This is a genomic window from Tunturibacter empetritectus, assembly GCF_040358985.1.
Taxonomy (GTDB): domain Bacteria; phylum Acidobacteriota; class Terriglobia; order Terriglobales; family Acidobacteriaceae; genus Edaphobacter; species Edaphobacter empetritectus.
On record NZ_CP132932.1, the window covers coordinates 4674869 to 4689768 of the forward strand.

Sequence of the window (14900 nt, forward strand, 5' to 3'; positions counted from 1 at the left end):
CCACTGCATCATTTCTGGCGTTTTAACGTGTAATTGGAGAGAGATGACAAATCAACCAAAAAAAGCGCTAAGCGGCGATGTTCGCAAGCTTCCGATGATGCCCATACGTGACATGGTCATCTTTCCTCATATGATGACGCCGTTCGTTGTTGGGCGCGAGTCCAGTGTTCGGGCTCTGGAGGAGGCACTGTCGGGGGACCGCAAGATCTTTCTCGCAACCCAGCACGATGCTTCCGTGGACGAGCCGAACGCCGATGATATCTATGAGACGGGCACGATTGGCAATATCGTCCAGAGCGTGAAGATGCCGGACGGAAATATTAAAGTGCTGGTTGAAGGCGTGGAGCGGGCGCACGCTACCGAGATTAATGACGTTGATGGGTTCTTTGTCGCGACGGTACGGACCGGCCAAACGCAGCTGGAGATGACGCCGCAGGTGGAGCAGTTGATGCAGCGGGTGCACTCGCTGTTTGAGCAGTATGTGAAGCTGCAGCAGTCGTTGAACTACGAGACGATGGCGGCGAGCGTGCGCGCGGATGAGCCGGCAAAACTGGCCGATACGATTGCGGCAAACCTGCAGCTCTCGATTGAAGAGAAGCAGCAGCTGCTCGAGGTCTTTGACCCGGAGAGCAGGCTGACCAAAGTTGCGGATGTGCTGGATGTCGCGATTGAGAAGCTGAACATGGATCGCACGATTCAGTCGCGCGTAAAGCGGCAGATGGAGAAGGCTCAGAAGGAGTATTACCTCAACGAGAAGATCAAGGCGATTCAGAAGGAGCTTGGTCGCGGGGAGAAGTCTGAGTTCGACGAACTGAAGAAGAAGATTGAAGCAGCAGGGATGCCGAAGGATGTACTGGAGAAGTCGCTGCAGGAGCTGAAGAAGCTTGAGGCGATGCCGCCCATGTCGGCCGAGTCGACGGTGTCGCGGAACTATCTGGACTGGCTGCTAGCTGTGCCATGGAAGAAGCGGTCGAAGGAGATTCGTTCGATCGAGCATGCGGAACAGATTCTGAACGAAGACCACTATGGGCTGGAGAAGATCAAGGAACGGATCCTTGAGTTCCTTGCGGTTCGGCAGCTAGTAAAGAATCCTAAGGGATCGATTCTCTGCTTTGTCGGGCCTCCGGGGGTTGGTAAAACCTCACTGGGGATGTCGATTGCGAAGGCTACGGGTCGCAAGTTTGTGAGGATGTCGCTGGGCGGCGTTCGGGACGAGGCGGAGATTCGCGGGCATCGCCGCACTTACATTGGCGCTCTGCCAGGGCAGATTATTCAGTCGATGAAGAAGGCTGGAACGAAGAACCCGGTGTTCATGCTGGACGAGATCGACAAGATGGCTTCGGACTTCCGCGGCGATCCGGCGAGCGCGCTGCTTGAGGTGCTGGATCCGGAGCAGAATACTTCGTTCCAGGATCACTACCTGGATGTTGAGTACGATCTGTCGCAGGTGCTGTTTGTCGCTACGGCGAATGTGCTTCACACGATTCCCGGCCCACTGCAGGACCGCATGGAGATTCTGCGGCTGCATGGTTACACCGAGATCGAAAAACTGGAGATTGCCAAACAGTATCTGGTGAAGAAGCAGCGGGAAGGCACGGGGTTGACGGAAGAGCAGATCGTCTTCGAGGACGATGCGCTGCGGCAGATCATTCGCGGTTATACACGCGAGGCTGGTGTCAGAAACCTTGAGCGTGAGATTGGGAATGTGTGCCGCAAGGTTGCACGGCGCGTGGTGAAGAACGGCGCGGAGCATAGGGAGACGATCAGCGGGGAGAATATCGGGGATATTCTCGGCGTAGCGAAGTTCCGCGACTCACAGGTTCACGAGAAGAGCGAAGTTGGCCTGGTGACGGGCCTTGCGTGGACCGAGATGGGCGGGACGATTCTGCAGACCGAGGTGCAGGTGCTCGACGGCAAGGGCAAGATGACGGCGACCGGGCAGCTTGGCGATGTAATGCAGGAGTCAGCGCAGGCTGCACTGACTTATATTCGTTCGCGCTCGCATCATCTTGGGCTTGCGAAGGACTTTTATAAGAACGTCGACATCCATGTGCACGTGCCGGAGGGAGCGATTCCGAAGGATGGTCCATCGGCGGGCATCACGCTGGCTACCGGGCTGGCAAGTGCGCTTACCAAAATCAAGGTGCGGCGTGATATTGCGATGACCGGTGAGATTACTCTGCGCGGCAAGGTGCTTCCGATTGGCGGTCTGAAGGAGAAGCTGCTGGCGGCACATCGCGCGGGAATCTTCGAGGCGATTCTGCCGGAGGAGAATCGCAAGGATATGGCGGATCTGCCGGAACTGCTGAAGACGAGCATGAAGCTGCACTTTGTTGAAGAGATGGATCAGGTGCTGAAGCTTGCGCTTGAGGGCAATCTGCCTGAGCTGCAGGAAGAGACTCCTGAGGCTTTAGCAAACGTCATACCGGCGGTTGGGATCGAGATTCCTCAGCCTGTAGCGCACCAATAGATCCAGCTTTCGTAACGCGAAAAGGCCGAACCTTTAAAACAGGTTCGGCCCTTTTCTTTTACAAAACTTATGGCGTTCAGACGGCGCGTCGGCCGCTGACGAAGTTCATGATGATTGAGATCAAGGCAAAGATCAGAAGCAGATGGATGAGGAAGCTGCTGACGTGAAGAACAAAAAAGCCACCGATCCAAAGCAGGATTAGTACAACTGCAAGAATGAGAAACATGATTGACCTTCTTTCCTAGAACTGAGTTGCGCACCAACGCGCGAATGTCTACAGCACATAAGAGTTGAAATGCACCCTACGCGTTGCTCCGGCTCAAGATATTGGTCAAGTATGGTGTGGAGGCGGTCCTTACGGCTCAGCGTATCAACTGTTTTCAGGCAGTTTAGATGCAGCCGCCGGCGATGGAGGGGATGAGCATAATCTCGTCGCCGTCCTGGAAGGCGTAGGTTTCGCCACCGAGGAAGCGGATGTCCTCGTCGTTGACGTAGATGTTGATAAAGCGGCGGAGCTTGCCCTCTTCGTCCTTGATCTGGGTGGAGAGCGCGGGGAAGGTCTGGTCAATGTCGGCGATGAGGCCGGGGAGGTTGGCGGCCGCGGAGCTGAAGTGCTTGCGGCCATCGGTGTGGCGGACGAAGGCAGTGGGGAGGGTAACTTTGATCGACATTAGAGGGCTCCTGCTGTGGCCAGTTCTGGCTCTGTGATTCCGTCGAGTTCCCGGAGGTAGGCGTCGAAGTCTGCGAGGCGCGGACGGACGGCGCGCTCAGGCTGATAACGGCCGGTGAGTGCGTCGGTCGTTTTGAGTCCGTTGCCGGTGATGCAGGCGATGGTGATCTCGTTGGGGCTGATGCGGCCGTCGGCGTAAAGACGCGCGGTGACGGCGGTGGTGACCCCGCCGGCGGTCTCGGTGAAGATGCCTTCGGTCTCGGCTAGCTCCTGAATGCCTGAGACGATCTCCACGTCGGAGACGTCCTCCGCCCAACCTCCTGTGCTGCGGATCATCTTCGCCGCAGCGGGTCCGTCGGCTGGGTTGCCGATGGCAAGTGAGCGGGCGATGGTGTTGGGTCGCTGCGGCTCGATGGTGTCAGTTCCCTCTTTGACGGCGACGGAGATGGGAGAGCAGCCGGAGGCTTGAGCGCCGAAGAAGCGGACGGGCTTGGCGTCCACCAATCCCAGATCGATCAACTCTTGAAAGGCCTTGCGAATTTTGCGGATGAGTGAGCCGCCGGCCATGGGGACGATGACGTTATCGGGGAGACGCCAGCCGAGCTGCTCGGCGATCTCGTAGCCTACGGTCTTCGAGCCTTCAGCGTAGTAGGGGCGGAGGTTTACGTTGACTAGGCCCCAGGCGTACTCGTCGGCGATCTGGGTGCAGAGACGGTTGACGTGGTCGTAGTTGCCGTCGATGCGAATGAGGCGTGCGCCATAGACAAGGGTGTTGAGGATCTTGGCGGGTTCGAGGTCGGCGGGGACGAGGATTGTGGCTTTGAGGCCAAGACGGGCTGCCTGAGCGGCGACGGAGTTGGCGAGGTTGCCGGTGGAGGAGCAGCCGACGATCTTGAAACCGAACTTCTGCGCGTTGGCGAGCGCGACGGAGACGACACGATCCTTGAAGCTGAGGGTTGGGAAGCAGACGGCGTCGTTCTTGATGTAGAGACTGTTGGCGCCGATATGCTTGCCGAGGTTTTTGGCACGGACGAGCGGGGTGAAGCCTACGGGGAGATCGGGCTCGAAGCCTTCGGGGATGGGGAGGAGAGCGGCGTAACGCCAGATGTTGGCCGGCCCGGCTGCGATGTTTTCCCTGGTGAAGATGCCTCGGACGGCCTCGAGGTCATAGGCGATTTCCAGAGGGGCGAGGCAATCAGGACAGGCGGAGAGGGGTTGGTTGCCGAACCGCTTGCCGCACTCGTTGCACTTCAGCTCGTACCGGCTACAGGAGTAGTTCATCGTGCTCTTTCCGAGGGGAAAGGGGTGAACTTTTGCGCTTACTCTCTTTTTTGGGGGTCGCCGGATAGGCTGGGAAGGTGAAATGCGGGGTACAAGCCTGGAACTCTGGCTTGCGTGCTCCGAATCTCATGTTCCCTGTAGCAGCCTAAAAGGCCCCCAGGAGAGAGTTGACACCGGTACGCGTTTGTTCTGTCCGGTTGTCGTGGCGTCAAAGGGCTCGTCCCTCAACCACTCTGCATGAAATTCAAATCTGCCGAAGCAGACTGGAATACATCGTTTGTACCACAGGCTGGCTGACGTCGCAACTCTGTGGAGATTTTGACGCGGAAGTTGTATCGACGGGATGCGGGTGGATGGGTGTACTGGGCAGGTGGTGAGTGCACGAATCTAGTTGAGGAGAGATCGCCGATGAAGAGAGAGATCGAGTTTGTTGGGAGTTTTGCGATGAGCGTGCTGCTGCTGGCTGGTTCGTTCGCGGTGGCGCAGAGTGCTACGACGGCGAAGGCGAAGAAGTCTGCGGCTACGACAACGACCGCCGCGGCTACGAGCACCACGACTCAGAGTGCAGTTCCGACTGCGAATACTCAGGCGGCTCCAGCTGCCAATGGGCAAGCGAACGGGGCTGCAGCGACGACTTCGACCACTGTGACAACGAAGCCAAAGACCATGGTCAGCGCGGATAAGCGGACGATTCCGGTTCCACAGATTTAGTTTGAAGCGGCATTCGACGGAAGCGGGATAATGTCCTTGACTCCCTTGGCGAAGGCGGCGGGGTCGAACTCTGTGCGAACGATCTCGTCGGGGCAGTCGGTGAGGATCGCGACGCGCCAGTTGCAGACGAAGGCTACGAGCTGCTGATGCTGGGCGGTCTTGATCTCAGAGCACATCTGTTCGGCGCGAGGAATGCCTTCTTCCCCTTCCACGTCGATCAGGACGAGATCGTAGTGGCGCGACCGAAACATGGACAGACCTTCGGCGTGCTCGAGGGAGGAGTCAACGTGAAATCCTGAAAGCCGGAGAACCTGATCGCGGAGGGGCCGAATGGTCTCGCGGGTGCAGATATGCAAAATGGACCGAGTGCCGTTGATGGGAGTTTCCATTGGTTCTTAAACAACTTTCAGCTAGACCTTACGCCCAATCTTCAAATCCTCAAAGAGAACGCTCCTGGGTTGGGATAAGGAGACCCTCCCAGGCCAATCGCGTTTGAAAAGAGTCACTCTTATTTTACCGGAGGTTTGGATTCCATAGGCAAATCGAGAGGCTGGGCTCACCTTACCGACCGCGGTCTTGATTGGAAGCGTAGTTACTCGGGATCGTAGTTCAGATTCTGGCCCAACCATCGTTCTACCTCTGCCACGCTCATTCCCTTGCGCTTGTGATAATCGGCGACCTGATCGCGATCGATCTTGCCGAGACTGAAATAGCGTGACTCCGGGTGCGCGAAGTAAAGCCCACTTACGCTCGAGCCAGGCCACATAGCAAACGACTCCGTAATCAACATGCTGGTGTTGGCCTGCACGTCGAGCAGACGCCAGAGGGTGCCCTTCTCGGTGTGATCCGGGCAGGCCGGATACCCCGCAGCAGGCCTGATGCCACGATACTTCTCCTGAATGAGATCGGCGGGAGTGAGACCTTCTTCGAGCCCGTAACCCCACTCGTCCCGGACGCGTTTGTGCAGGCACTCGGCGAAGGCTTCGGCGAGCCGATCCGCGACAGCCTCGGCCATGATGGCGCTATAGTCGTCGTTGTCGGCCCGGAAGCGATCGCAGAGGTCCTTCAGGCCGATGCCGGTGGTCACCGCGAAGGCGCCGATGTGATCGGACAGCCTTGCCTCGGTGGGTGCGATGAAATCGGCGAGTGATCGGCATGGCTCACTGCCCTCTTTGTTGGCCTGTTGGCGGAGGAAGTGAAAGCGGTCGAGCTCTGTCTTGCGTGTGTCGTCTGAGTAGAGCGCCACATCGTCGCCCACAGCACTAGCGGGAAAAAAGCCGTAGACGCCCCGCGCGGTGATGAGGTTCTTCTCGATGATGCGATCGAGCAGCGTGTTCGCGTCCGCGAAGATCTGGCGGGCTTGCTCGCCCTGTTGTTCGTGCTCGAGGATGCGAGGGTAGATGCCCTTCAGGCCCCAGGCATGGAAGAGGGGTGACCAGTCGATGTAGTCGCGCAGGGTGGCCAACGGGAAGTTGTCGAGCACACGTACGCCGGTGAACGCGGGTTTGGGTACGTCTTCTGCGCGCCACTGGATCGGAGTCCGTCTTGCGCGAGCGGCCTCAAGGGAGATTACTGTCTGGCGCGGTGCGGAGTGGGCGGAGCGGAGGGCCTCGTACTCGGTGCGATGCTGCGCGACGAACGCGGGCTTACCTTCGTCGCTGAGAAGGCTGGTCGTGACGGGCACGGCGCGGCTGGCGTCCAGGATGTGGACCACCGGCTCGCTGTAGTGCGGCGCAATCTTGATGGCTGTGTGCCTGCGGCTGGTGGTTGCGCCGCCGATGAGCAACGGCAGTTTGAAGCCCTGCCGTTCCATCTCGCGAGCTACGTGCACCATCTCGTCTAGTGACGGCGTGATGAGGCCGCTGAGTCCTATAAGGTCGACCTTCTCTGCCTTGGCGCGTTCGAGGATCTTCTCGGAAGAGACCATCACGCCCATGTCGATGACCTCGTAGTTATTGCACGCGAGAACGACGCCGACGATGTTCTTGCCGATGTCGTGAACGTCGCCCTTGACGGTTGCGAGCAGAATCTTTCCCTGGGCTTTGACGACCTGGCCCAAGGCGGCCATCTCGGCTTTTTCGGCCTCCATGAACGGGGTCAGATGCGCTACTGCCTTCTTCATGACGCGGGCGGATTTGACGACCTGGGGCAGGAACATCTTTCCAGCTCCGAAGAGATCGCCTACTACTCCCATGCCGTCCATCAGCGGACCTTCGATGACCAACAGAGGACGGCCAAGCTTGACGCGAGCTTCTTCGGCATCAAGCTCGATGTAGGTGTCGATGCCTTTGACCAGGGCGTGGGAGAGACGCTCCTCGACGGTGCCGTTGCGCCACTCTTCTGCCTTCTTCTCACTTGCGATCTTTCCTGTGCCTGCGGCCTTCAGGGCTTCGCCGTACTCTACCAGTCGCTCAGTCGCGTCCGACTGGCGATTGAGTAAAACATCTTCAACTAAAACTTTAAGTTCCGGCTCGATCTCCTCGTAGACCTCGAGGATCCCGGCGTTGACGATTCCCATGTCCATGCCGGCGGCGATGGCGTGATAGAGAAACGCCGAGTGCATGGCCTCTCGCACCTTGTTGTTGCCGCGAAAGCTGAAGGAGATGTTCGAGACTCCGCCACTCACCTTCGCATGCGGCAGGTTGGCCTTGATCCAGCGCGTGGCGTTGATGAAGTCGACGGCGTAGTTGTTATGCTCGTCCATGCCGGTGGCGACGGTGAGGATGTTTGGGTCGAAGATGATGTCTTCGGGTGGGAAGCCAACCTCGTCGACGAGGATTCGGTGGGCGCGTTCACAGATGCGAATCTTCTCCTCGTAAGTCGCGGCCTGGCCTTGCTCGTCGAAGGCCATCACAACGACCGCCGCCCCGTACTTCAGCACGGTCGCGGCGTTCTTGCGAAACTTTTCTTCGCCCTCTTTAAGCGAGATCGAGTTCACGATGCCCTTGCCCTGCAGGCACTTCAGTCCCGCTTCGATAACCTCCCATTTTGAGGAGTCAATCATGAACGGAACCTTGGCGACTTCGGGTTCGCTGGCCAGCAATTGCAGGTAGCGCGACATTGCTGCGACGCCGTCGATCATGCCCTCGTCCATGCAGATGTCGAGAACGTTGGCGCCGTTCTCAACCTGCTGCCGGGCTATGCTGACCGCTTCTTCGTACTTGCCCTCTTTGACCAGCTTCGCGAACTTTGGCGAGCCGGCAACGTTGGTCCGTTCGCCGATCATGATGAAGACGCCAGCTTGCTGAGTGAAGGGTTGTGATCCTGAGAGGCGAAGCGGCTTGGGGTGCGTCGGCTCGGCTGCGCTTACACTCACGCGGCACGCTCGATCTGACGGACCAACTGTCGGGGCGGTTGGCCTTCGAGTGCCTTGGCGATCGCCGCGATGTGCTCGGGCGTGTTGCCGCAGCAGCCACCGGCGATGTTGATCAAGCCTGCCCGTGCGAAGTCGCCGAGATAACGCGCCATATCTTGCGGTCCGAGATCGAAGCCGGTCTCGGAGAGGGGATTCGGCAAGCCGGCATTCGGGTAGCACGAGATCGCCACGTCCGCTTTTGTTGCGAGCTCGTCCAGGAACGGATACATCAGATCGGGGCCGAGGGAGCAGTTGAGCCCAACGGACAAAGGCTTCACGTGTTGCACTGCATTCCAGAAGGCCTCCGTGGTCTGCGCGGAGATCAGCGTCTCGCCGCCGCGTCCTACGGCCGCGGAGATCATCACAGGCAGCTCCTTGTTGTTCGCGGTAAGGCCGTCCTGGTCGAAGACCTCGCGAATGGCAACGAGCGCCGCCTTGGCGTTCAGAGAATCGAAGATTGTCTCGACCAGCAACAGATCGGAGCCACCTGCTATGAGTGCACGCACCTGCTGCATGTATGCGTTTTTCACCTGGTCGAATGTGACGACGCGAAAGCCCGCATCGTCGGCGTCGGGCGAGTTCGAGAGAGAGACGGTCAGCGGACCGATCGCTCCTGCCACAAAGCGCTGGCGCCCGGTTTCGTTCGCGACGCGGTCGGCCCATTCGCGACACTGCCGCGACGACTGCTCGTTGATCTCCCACGCCAGATTGTTGAGCATCGGATCGTCGATGATCTTCTGGTAGAACTCCGGATCTTTGCGGCCGCCGTGTTCGCGGGGATCGTCTACGAAGAACTCGCTCTGAGTAATGCTGGTCGCACCAAAGGTGTTGGTCTCGATGATGTCCGCACCGGCTTCGAGAAACCTGCGATGAATGTCGCAGATCATCTTCGGCTGGGTCAGGGAGAAGAGATCGCCGTTGTTGAGCAGGTCCTTGGTCGAGTCCTTGAATCGCTCGCCGCGGATGTCAGCTTCCTTCATGCCGTAGGTGCGGATCGTCGTGCCCATCGCTCCGTCGATAATGGCAATTCGGCTCTTGAAGATCTTTTCAAGGGGATGTTGGTTAGCTGTTTTCATCTTTATTTGATGTCCTTCACTGGTTGCGCGGTGCGTTGTCGCGCCCGTCGTAGTGCGGAGAGCCACCGGGACTCACCGTCAGGTTCTGTAAACATCAACGTGGATCTTTTAGGCGCGAATCTCTTAGGCCAGGATCTCTGCCTGGTCTTTCTGGGACCGCACGGCATCGGGAAGCGCTGGTGTGGGAATGAGCAGGTCTTCCTTGCGCATGACGAGGGTCGTGGCGTTGAGGCTGGCAAGCTCGAACCCGTGACCGTGGGTGATGGCGTCGGTGGGGCAGGCCTCGACACAGTAGCCGCAGAAGATGCAGCGGTTGTAGTCGATGTTGTAGACCTTAGCGTAACGCTCGGCCGAGGAGATGCGGGTCTCTTCGGTGTTCTCTGCGGCCTCGATGTAGATGCAGTTCGAGGGGCAGGCGGCAGCACAAAGGAAGCAGGCAACACACTTTTCGAGGCCGTTCTCGTCGCGCTGGAGTTGGTGCTTGCCGCGGAAGCGCTCCTCAAATTTGGCTCCGCGCATGGGACCTTTGCCGTCGGGATAGTTCTCGACTTCGGTCGGCTGGAAGACCTGCTTCATCGTGATGCTCATTCCCTTGGCAATGGCTGCGGCGTCGCGGACGATAGACATGCCTTGAGTATACGACGGGGGCGCGGTAGGCTGAAAGCCATGAAAAGCGCCTGCCTCACCCTCTCGATGCTCGTAAGTCTTTGCTTTGCCGGAGTGATCGCTGTCGAGGCGCGCGCTCAGACGGTTCCGATGGGGGTAATGGCGGAGCACCAGCACGCTCCTGCGCAGCCTTCGACGAGCCTGATGTTAACCGTGGATGGCAAGGCGACGACGCTGTCGGTTGCGGATCTATCGGCAATGCCGCAGACGACGATCACCGTTCACAACGAGCACACTAAGGCGGATGAGACCTACTCCGGTGTGTTGCTGGGGACACTCCTGGCGAAGGTTGGATTGCTCGTGGATAAGACGACGCACCAGAAGATGTTGCGAAGTTACCTCGTGGCGGAGGGGACGGATAAGTATTGGGTGCTTTATTCGGTTACAGAGATTGAGGGGTCAGAACATAACGGCACTGTGATCGTTGCGACCAGTATGGGAGGCAAGCCGCTGGGGGAAGATGGGCAGTTCAAGCTTGTCGATAGTGAAGACAAGAAGCCGCAGCGTTGGGTACGGAATCTAAGTGCGATTACAGTGAAGAGCGCGGAGTAGTGCCGGGTGCTCTCATAATGTACGTGATGTACGTGGCGCCTTCGGCGGCATCAAATATCTCAGGTTTCACAATTCTTCATCCCCAGGGCGCGTAGTCTGGGTTGCACTCTCTGACCGCTGGAGGTCCCGATGCGAAAGAAAACACCTCGTCAGACTCTGCAGTACGCTATCAAAAGCTTCGATGCCAATGGCATGCCCCAGCAGCCGGGCACAGCGAACGATCAGCCAATCTTTTCGCAGCCTAAACCTTCTCCCGATCCCGTTAGCTTCAAAGATCCAGTTACGGATCAGAAGTATCAAGGAATCGCCAAGGTTGAACCCGTGCCGCCACCTGCCGGTGGTGCGGTCGAACCGATCGTCACCCTGGAACAAGCGTATGGACTTGCGGGCGCTGGCGTCGTCAAAGCGATTCAACAGGCGAAGCAGATTGTGTTTCACTCGGTTGGCGACACCGGCAGCGTAACCGGGCCAGACACTCAGTCGCTGGTTGCCGACAAGATGGTCTCCGACTTCAGCGAAGCCAACCCGGCCGATGTTCCCTCGTTCTTTTTCCACTTGGGCGACGTGGTCTATTACTTTGGCGAAAGCACTTACTACTACGACCAGTTCTTCGAGCCTTACCGCGACTATCCTGCGCCCATCTTTGCGATCGCGGGCAATCATGACGGTGTTGTCTACCCGAACGATCCTGCGCCCACGTTGGATGCGTTTCTGCGTAACTTCTGCTCGGCTACAGCGGCCCAGTCGCCGGACTCAGGGAATCTTCTTCGCACAACGATGATTCAGCCCGGCGTGTACTTCACGCTGGAGGCTCCGTTTGTGCGCATCCTCGGCCTCTACAGCAATGTGTTGGAAGATCCCGGCGTCATCTCCGGCGAGAACGGGCAGAACACCGTGCTGGATAATCGCCAGATTGCATTTCTAACGGCTGCGCTGAAGCGGGTGAAGAGTGAAAAATTTTCAGGCGCGGTAATTATCGCGGTGCATCACCCTCCGTTCACTGGAGGCGTCGAGCATGGTGGCAGCCCGCTGATGCTTGCGGATATTGACGGAGCCTGCACCGCGGCGGGAGTGTGGCCACACGCGGTCTTCTCCGGCCATGCGCATAACTACCAGCGGTACACGCGCACGGTCAACAAGCTCCAGATACCGTTTATCGTCGCGGGTTGCGGAGGGCATAATCCGCTTTCAGCGATGCGGGGCACTTTTCGAACGCCGTACAAGATCGACAATACGCTGACGCTGGAGAGCTACGATGCCACCGACTACGGATATCTTCGCGTGATCGTGAATGCGACGACGATGACGGTCGAATATCATCCGGAGAGCGACGGGAGCACCACCAAGACTCCGAACGATGTCGTGACGATTACGCTTGCCACCCACACGGTCAGCTGAATCTTCGGCGGGAGAGTTGTTTAGTTTTACTCGATGCCGAGCTTCCTCCACAGGGCATCGACTTTTGCCTTTACTTCTGCATCCATGGTTAGCATGGGCGGCCAGGGGCGATCGAAGCCTTCGGCGGCCCACTTGCGCGTGGCGTCGATGCCCATCTTGCTGCCGAAGTTGGGCAGGCGGCTGGCGTGGTCGAGCGAGTCGACGGGGCCGAGGGTGAACTGGATGTCGCGCTCGGGGTCGATGTTGTTGGCGGTGCGAAGGGTGACTTCGGCAAGGTCCTGGACGTCGCAGTCTTCGTCGACAACGATGATGCATTTGGTGAACATCGCCTGACCCATAGCCCAGATGCCGTTCATGATCTTGCGTGCGTGACCCGCATACGATTTTTTGATCGAGACGATCATGAGGTTGTGGAAGACACCTTCGGCAGGAAGATTGACGTCGACGATCTCCGGCAGTGTCAGTTGCATAAGCGGAAGAAAGATGCGCTCGACAGCCTTGCCCATCCAGGCGTCTTCCATGGGTGGCTTGCCTACGAGGGTGGCTGCGTAGATGGGGTCTTTGCGGTGGGTGATGCAGGTGATATGGAAGACGGGGTACTCGTCCTGCATGGTGTAGAAGCCGGTGTGGTCGCCAAAAGGGCCTTCGGTGCGGAGCTCGCCTAGCTCAACGTATCCTTCGAGGATGTACTCGGCGTTGGCTGGGACTTCAAGGTCTACGGTCTCGGCTTTGACTAATTCGAGCGGCTTCTGGCGGAGGAAGCCGGCGATAAGGTACTCCTCGACGTCGGGTGGGGCGGGCACGATGGCGCTGAAGGTGGTGGCAGGGTCGGTGCCGATGGCTACGGCCACATCCATGCGGTCTTCGCGGATCCTGGTGACGGTGGTGGTGGTGAGGGTGTCGAGAGAGGATGCGGCAGCGGTACCGCCGGCGGTGATGGCCATCAGATCGACGCGGGCCGCGGAGTCGGGAGAGGATTCGCGGAGCCGCTCGCGCATGTGTTCCGCGGCGACCTTCTGACGCTGCCAGTGCATGCCGGTGGTCTTGCCGTCGTAGACCTGCATGCGGTACATACCTACATTGCGCTTGCCGGACTTTGGGTCGCGGGTGATGACGCAGGGCAGTGTGATGAAGGGCCCACCATCCTGCGGCCACGTCTTAAGGATTGGGAGTTCGAGAAGATTGACCTCTTCGCCGCGATGGATGACTTGTTTGCAGGGGGCGTCTTTGGCGGAGACGACTTTAGGAAAGAAGCTGCCTATCTCGGACAGCATTGGCAGAAGCTTGAGCTTGTCCATGAAGTTGGTTGGCATCTGCGGCTTGATAAGGGTGCGGATGCGGTCGGCGATAGCGTCGAGCGAGTCAGTCTCGAGCGCAAGCCTCATGCGGCGTTCGCTGCCGAACTGATTCATCAGGACGCGAGCACCAGGATAGCCTTCGACGTTTTCGAAGAGAAGCGCGGGGCCGCCGGCCTTCGCCGTGCCTCGACCTAGTTTGGCGGTGCGGTCGGCGATCTCTGCCATCTCGAGATCCGGCGAGACCTCAATGGTGATGCGCTTCAGTTCTCCGGCCTTCTCAAGCTGCTTAATCCATTCGCGTAGATCGTTGTAGGCCAATTCTCTCTCCTGCTGATGCTGGTGCGGCGGGAGGATTGTTGTCCCCCTATCCCGTGAAGTGTGCAAACTCTTAGAACGAAACGCTTTATGGGTGTACTTGTAGCTGACTAGCCTGTTGTTCTCTTTCAGTTTAGCTGGTAGCAGGGGGTGGTTGCGTCAAGTACCCTCCTTGAGTTTCAGAGGATGGATTGTCCTCGCCTCTTTTTGGAGGGTTGAGGCACGAACGCATTCCAAGCTGTGTGCAGGTTAGCTCCCGCTGGGAACATACGCACACCTTGTAGGTGTCTAACAACGTACAGCCGTATTCCTCGCTGGATGCGCATCTGAGATCCGAAGGTTGGAGGTGCTCCATGTTTGAGGACAGTCTGGTTGAGTCGCGTGTTGCTGAAGTGTCGTCGAGCAAACGTTGGACGACCGTGGCGTCGATTGGCCTGCAATTTGCCATTGCCGGCCTTGTGATCGCTTTGCCCCTGCTGCATCCGGAGGCGCTGCCGTTTTCTATTGAAGCGCCTAAGATGCTCCTGCCGCTATTGCCGAAGCCTCCTGCGCCTCCGTTGCGGGTGCAGCAGGTCACAGAGGCCGCTTCGAGTTTTGCGACAGCTACGCCGTCTCAGCCGGCGATCATCTCAACGCTGCTGCCGGGCAGAGAAGTTTCTGCGGCCGAAGAGCCTGCGCTTCTCTCTCCGGACAACATGGGGATGCGCGGGTTGCCGATTGGGATTGTTACCGAAGAATGTGAGCCGCATCCTAGTGTGTCCATTGGGACGGGAGGAGCTCCGCATAAGACGATTAATGTCTCGACAGGGGTTTCGCAGGGATTGCTGATTGCGCCGATTCGTCCGGTGTATCCGGCGATTGCCAGAGCTGCTCATGTGGAAGGATCGGTGGTCGTGGAGGCGGTCATCTCGCGAGGTGGAACCATCGAGAGTCTGCATGTGCTCAGCGGGCCGATGATGCTGCAAAGCGCGGCGATGGATGCGATACGAGCGGCGCGATACCGGCCTTATCAGCTAAATGGGGAAGCTGTGGAGGTGCAGACAACGATTACCGTTAATTTTCGGATGGGTGGCTGAAGCAACAGAATGACTCGAGTCCCTGCCGAACG

13 protein-coding genes and 1 riboswitch are annotated in these 14900 nt (G+C 58.5%); of the genes, 5 read left to right on the top strand and 8 right to left on the bottom strand.

From position 1 onward, the window contains the following. The first annotated feature begins 43 nt into the window (after positions 1 to 43). Positions 44 to 2470 (top strand): endopeptidase La, encoded by a 2427-nt coding sequence (gene lon / locus RBB75_RS19570; protein WP_179638285.1) that lies wholly within the window; start codon positions 44 to 46, stop codon positions 2468 to 2470. Positions 2471 to 2546: 76 nt separating this feature from the next. Here lon and RBB75_RS19575 read toward each other — a convergent pair whose 3' ends face one another. The 3 genes from RBB75_RS19575 to thrC all read right to left on the bottom strand — a co-directional run bounded on the left by RBB75_RS19575 (position 2547) and on the right by thrC (position 4421). After that, a complete protein-coding gene (locus RBB75_RS19575) occupies positions 2547 to 2696 on the bottom strand; it encodes a lmo0937 family membrane protein (protein ID WP_179638286.1) in 150 nt (49 codons plus the stop codon). Positions 2697 to 2859: 163 nt separating this feature from the next. Continuing rightward, complete coding sequence (locus RBB75_RS19580; protein ID WP_179638287.1) at positions 2860 to 3141, bottom strand: MoaD/ThiS family protein; 282 nt, start codon at positions 3139 to 3141, stop codon at positions 2860 to 2862. Next, a complete protein-coding gene (gene thrC / locus RBB75_RS19585; RefSeq protein ID WP_179638288.1) occupies positions 3141 to 4421 on the bottom strand; it encodes a threonine synthase in 1281 nt (426 codons plus the stop codon). Before thrC ends, RBB75_RS19580 begins: the two co-directional genes overlap by 1 nt. Before the next feature lie 123 nt (positions 4422 to 4544). Next, positions 4545 to 4665: riboswitch (SAM riboswitch) on the bottom strand. Positions 4666 to 4829: 164 nt separating this feature from the next. Between thrC and RBB75_RS19590 the strand changes: the two genes are divergently transcribed. Beyond that, on the top strand, positions 4830 to 5132 hold the full coding sequence (locus RBB75_RS19590) for a hypothetical protein (RefSeq protein WP_179638289.1): 303 nt from the start codon (positions 4830 to 4832) through the stop codon (positions 5130 to 5132). On the opposite strand, the gene RBB75_RS19595 is transcribed toward RBB75_RS19590, so the two are convergent. From RBB75_RS19595 to nuoI, 4 genes are all read right to left on the bottom strand, one after another. Next, a complete protein-coding gene (locus RBB75_RS19595; RefSeq protein ID WP_179638290.1) occupies positions 5129 to 5521 on the bottom strand; it encodes a hypothetical protein in 393 nt (130 codons plus the stop codon). The genes RBB75_RS19590 and RBB75_RS19595 overlap by 4 nt on opposite strands. Before the next feature lie 203 nt (positions 5522 to 5724). Further along, entirely contained in the window at positions 5725 to 8448 is a 2724-nt protein-coding gene (metH, locus tag RBB75_RS19600; protein ID WP_353069035.1) for a methionine synthase, read from the bottom strand. Further along, entirely contained in the window at positions 8445 to 9563 is a 1119-nt protein-coding gene (locus tag RBB75_RS19605; protein ID WP_353069036.1) for a homocysteine S-methyltransferase family protein, read from the bottom strand. Before RBB75_RS19605 ends, metH begins: the two co-directional genes overlap by 4 nt. A gap of 123 nt (positions 9564 to 9686) precedes the next feature. After that, a complete protein-coding gene (gene nuoI, locus RBB75_RS19610; RefSeq protein WP_179638293.1) occupies positions 9687 to 10190 on the bottom strand; it encodes an NADH-quinone oxidoreductase subunit NuoI in 504 nt (167 codons plus the stop codon). A gap of 39 nt (positions 10191 to 10229) precedes the next feature. Here nuoI and RBB75_RS19615 point away from each other — a divergent pair, with 39 nt between their 5' ends. Then, complete coding sequence (locus RBB75_RS19615; protein ID WP_353069038.1) at positions 10230 to 10781, top strand: hypothetical protein; 552 nt, start codon at positions 10230 to 10232, stop codon at positions 10779 to 10781. A gap of 129 nt (positions 10782 to 10910) precedes the next feature. Beyond that, positions 10911 to 12179, top strand: coding sequence for a metallophosphoesterase family protein (locus RBB75_RS19620; RefSeq protein WP_353069039.1), 1269 nt, complete (start codon positions 10911 to 10913; stop codon positions 12177 to 12179). A gap of 26 nt (positions 12180 to 12205) precedes the next feature. On the opposite strand, the gene RBB75_RS19625 is transcribed toward RBB75_RS19620, so the two are convergent. Next, positions 12206 to 13795, bottom strand: coding sequence for a UbiD family decarboxylase (locus tag RBB75_RS19625; RefSeq protein WP_353069040.1), 1590 nt, complete (start codon positions 13793 to 13795; stop codon positions 12206 to 12208). A gap of 350 nt (positions 13796 to 14145) precedes the next feature. Here RBB75_RS19625 and RBB75_RS19630 point away from each other — a divergent pair, with 350 nt between their 5' ends. Then, positions 14146 to 14868: an energy transducer TonB gene (locus RBB75_RS19630; protein ID WP_353069041.1), complete on the top strand. Its 723-nt coding sequence runs from the start codon at positions 14146 to 14148 to the stop codon at positions 14866 to 14868. Positions 14869 to 14900: the final 32 nt, after the last annotated feature.

Bases quoted from the DNA above. Each gene is read 5' to 3' on its own strand.
- lon (WP_179638285.1), top strand. From the start codon at position 44: ATGACAAATCAACCAAAAAAAGCGCTAAGCGGCGATGTTCGCAAGCTT.
- RBB75_RS19575 (WP_179638286.1), bottom strand. From the start codon at position 2,696: ATGTTTCTCATTCTTGCAGTTGTACTAATCCTGCTTTGGATCGGTGGC.
- RBB75_RS19580 (WP_179638287.1), bottom strand. From the start codon at position 3,141: ATGTCGATCAAAGTTACCCTCCCCACTGCCTTCGTCCGCCACACCGAT.
- thrC (WP_179638288.1), bottom strand. From the start codon at position 4,421: ATGAACTACTCCTGTAGCCGGTACGAGCTGAAGTGCAACGAGTGCGGC.
- RBB75_RS19590 (WP_179638289.1), top strand. From the start codon at position 4,830: ATGAAGAGAGAGATCGAGTTTGTTGGGAGTTTTGCGATGAGCGTGCTG.
- RBB75_RS19595 (WP_179638290.1), bottom strand. From the start codon at position 5,521: ATGGAAACTCCCATCAACGGCACTCGGTCCATTTTGCATATCTGCACC.
- RBB75_RS19605 (WP_353069036.1), bottom strand. From the start codon at position 9,563: ATGAAAACAGCTAACCAACATCCCCTTGAAAAGATCTTCAAGAGCCGA.
- nuoI (WP_179638293.1), bottom strand. From the start codon at position 10,190: ATGTCTATCGTCCGCGACGCCGCAGCCATTGCCAAGGGAATGAGCATC.
- RBB75_RS19615 (WP_353069038.1), top strand. From the start codon at position 10,230: ATGAAAAGCGCCTGCCTCACCCTCTCGATGCTCGTAAGTCTTTGCTTT.
- RBB75_RS19620 (WP_353069039.1), top strand. From the start codon at position 10,911: ATGCGAAAGAAAACACCTCGTCAGACTCTGCAGTACGCTATCAAAAGC.
- RBB75_RS19630 (WP_353069041.1), top strand. From the start codon at position 14,146: ATGTTTGAGGACAGTCTGGTTGAGTCGCGTGTTGCTGAAGTGTCGTCG.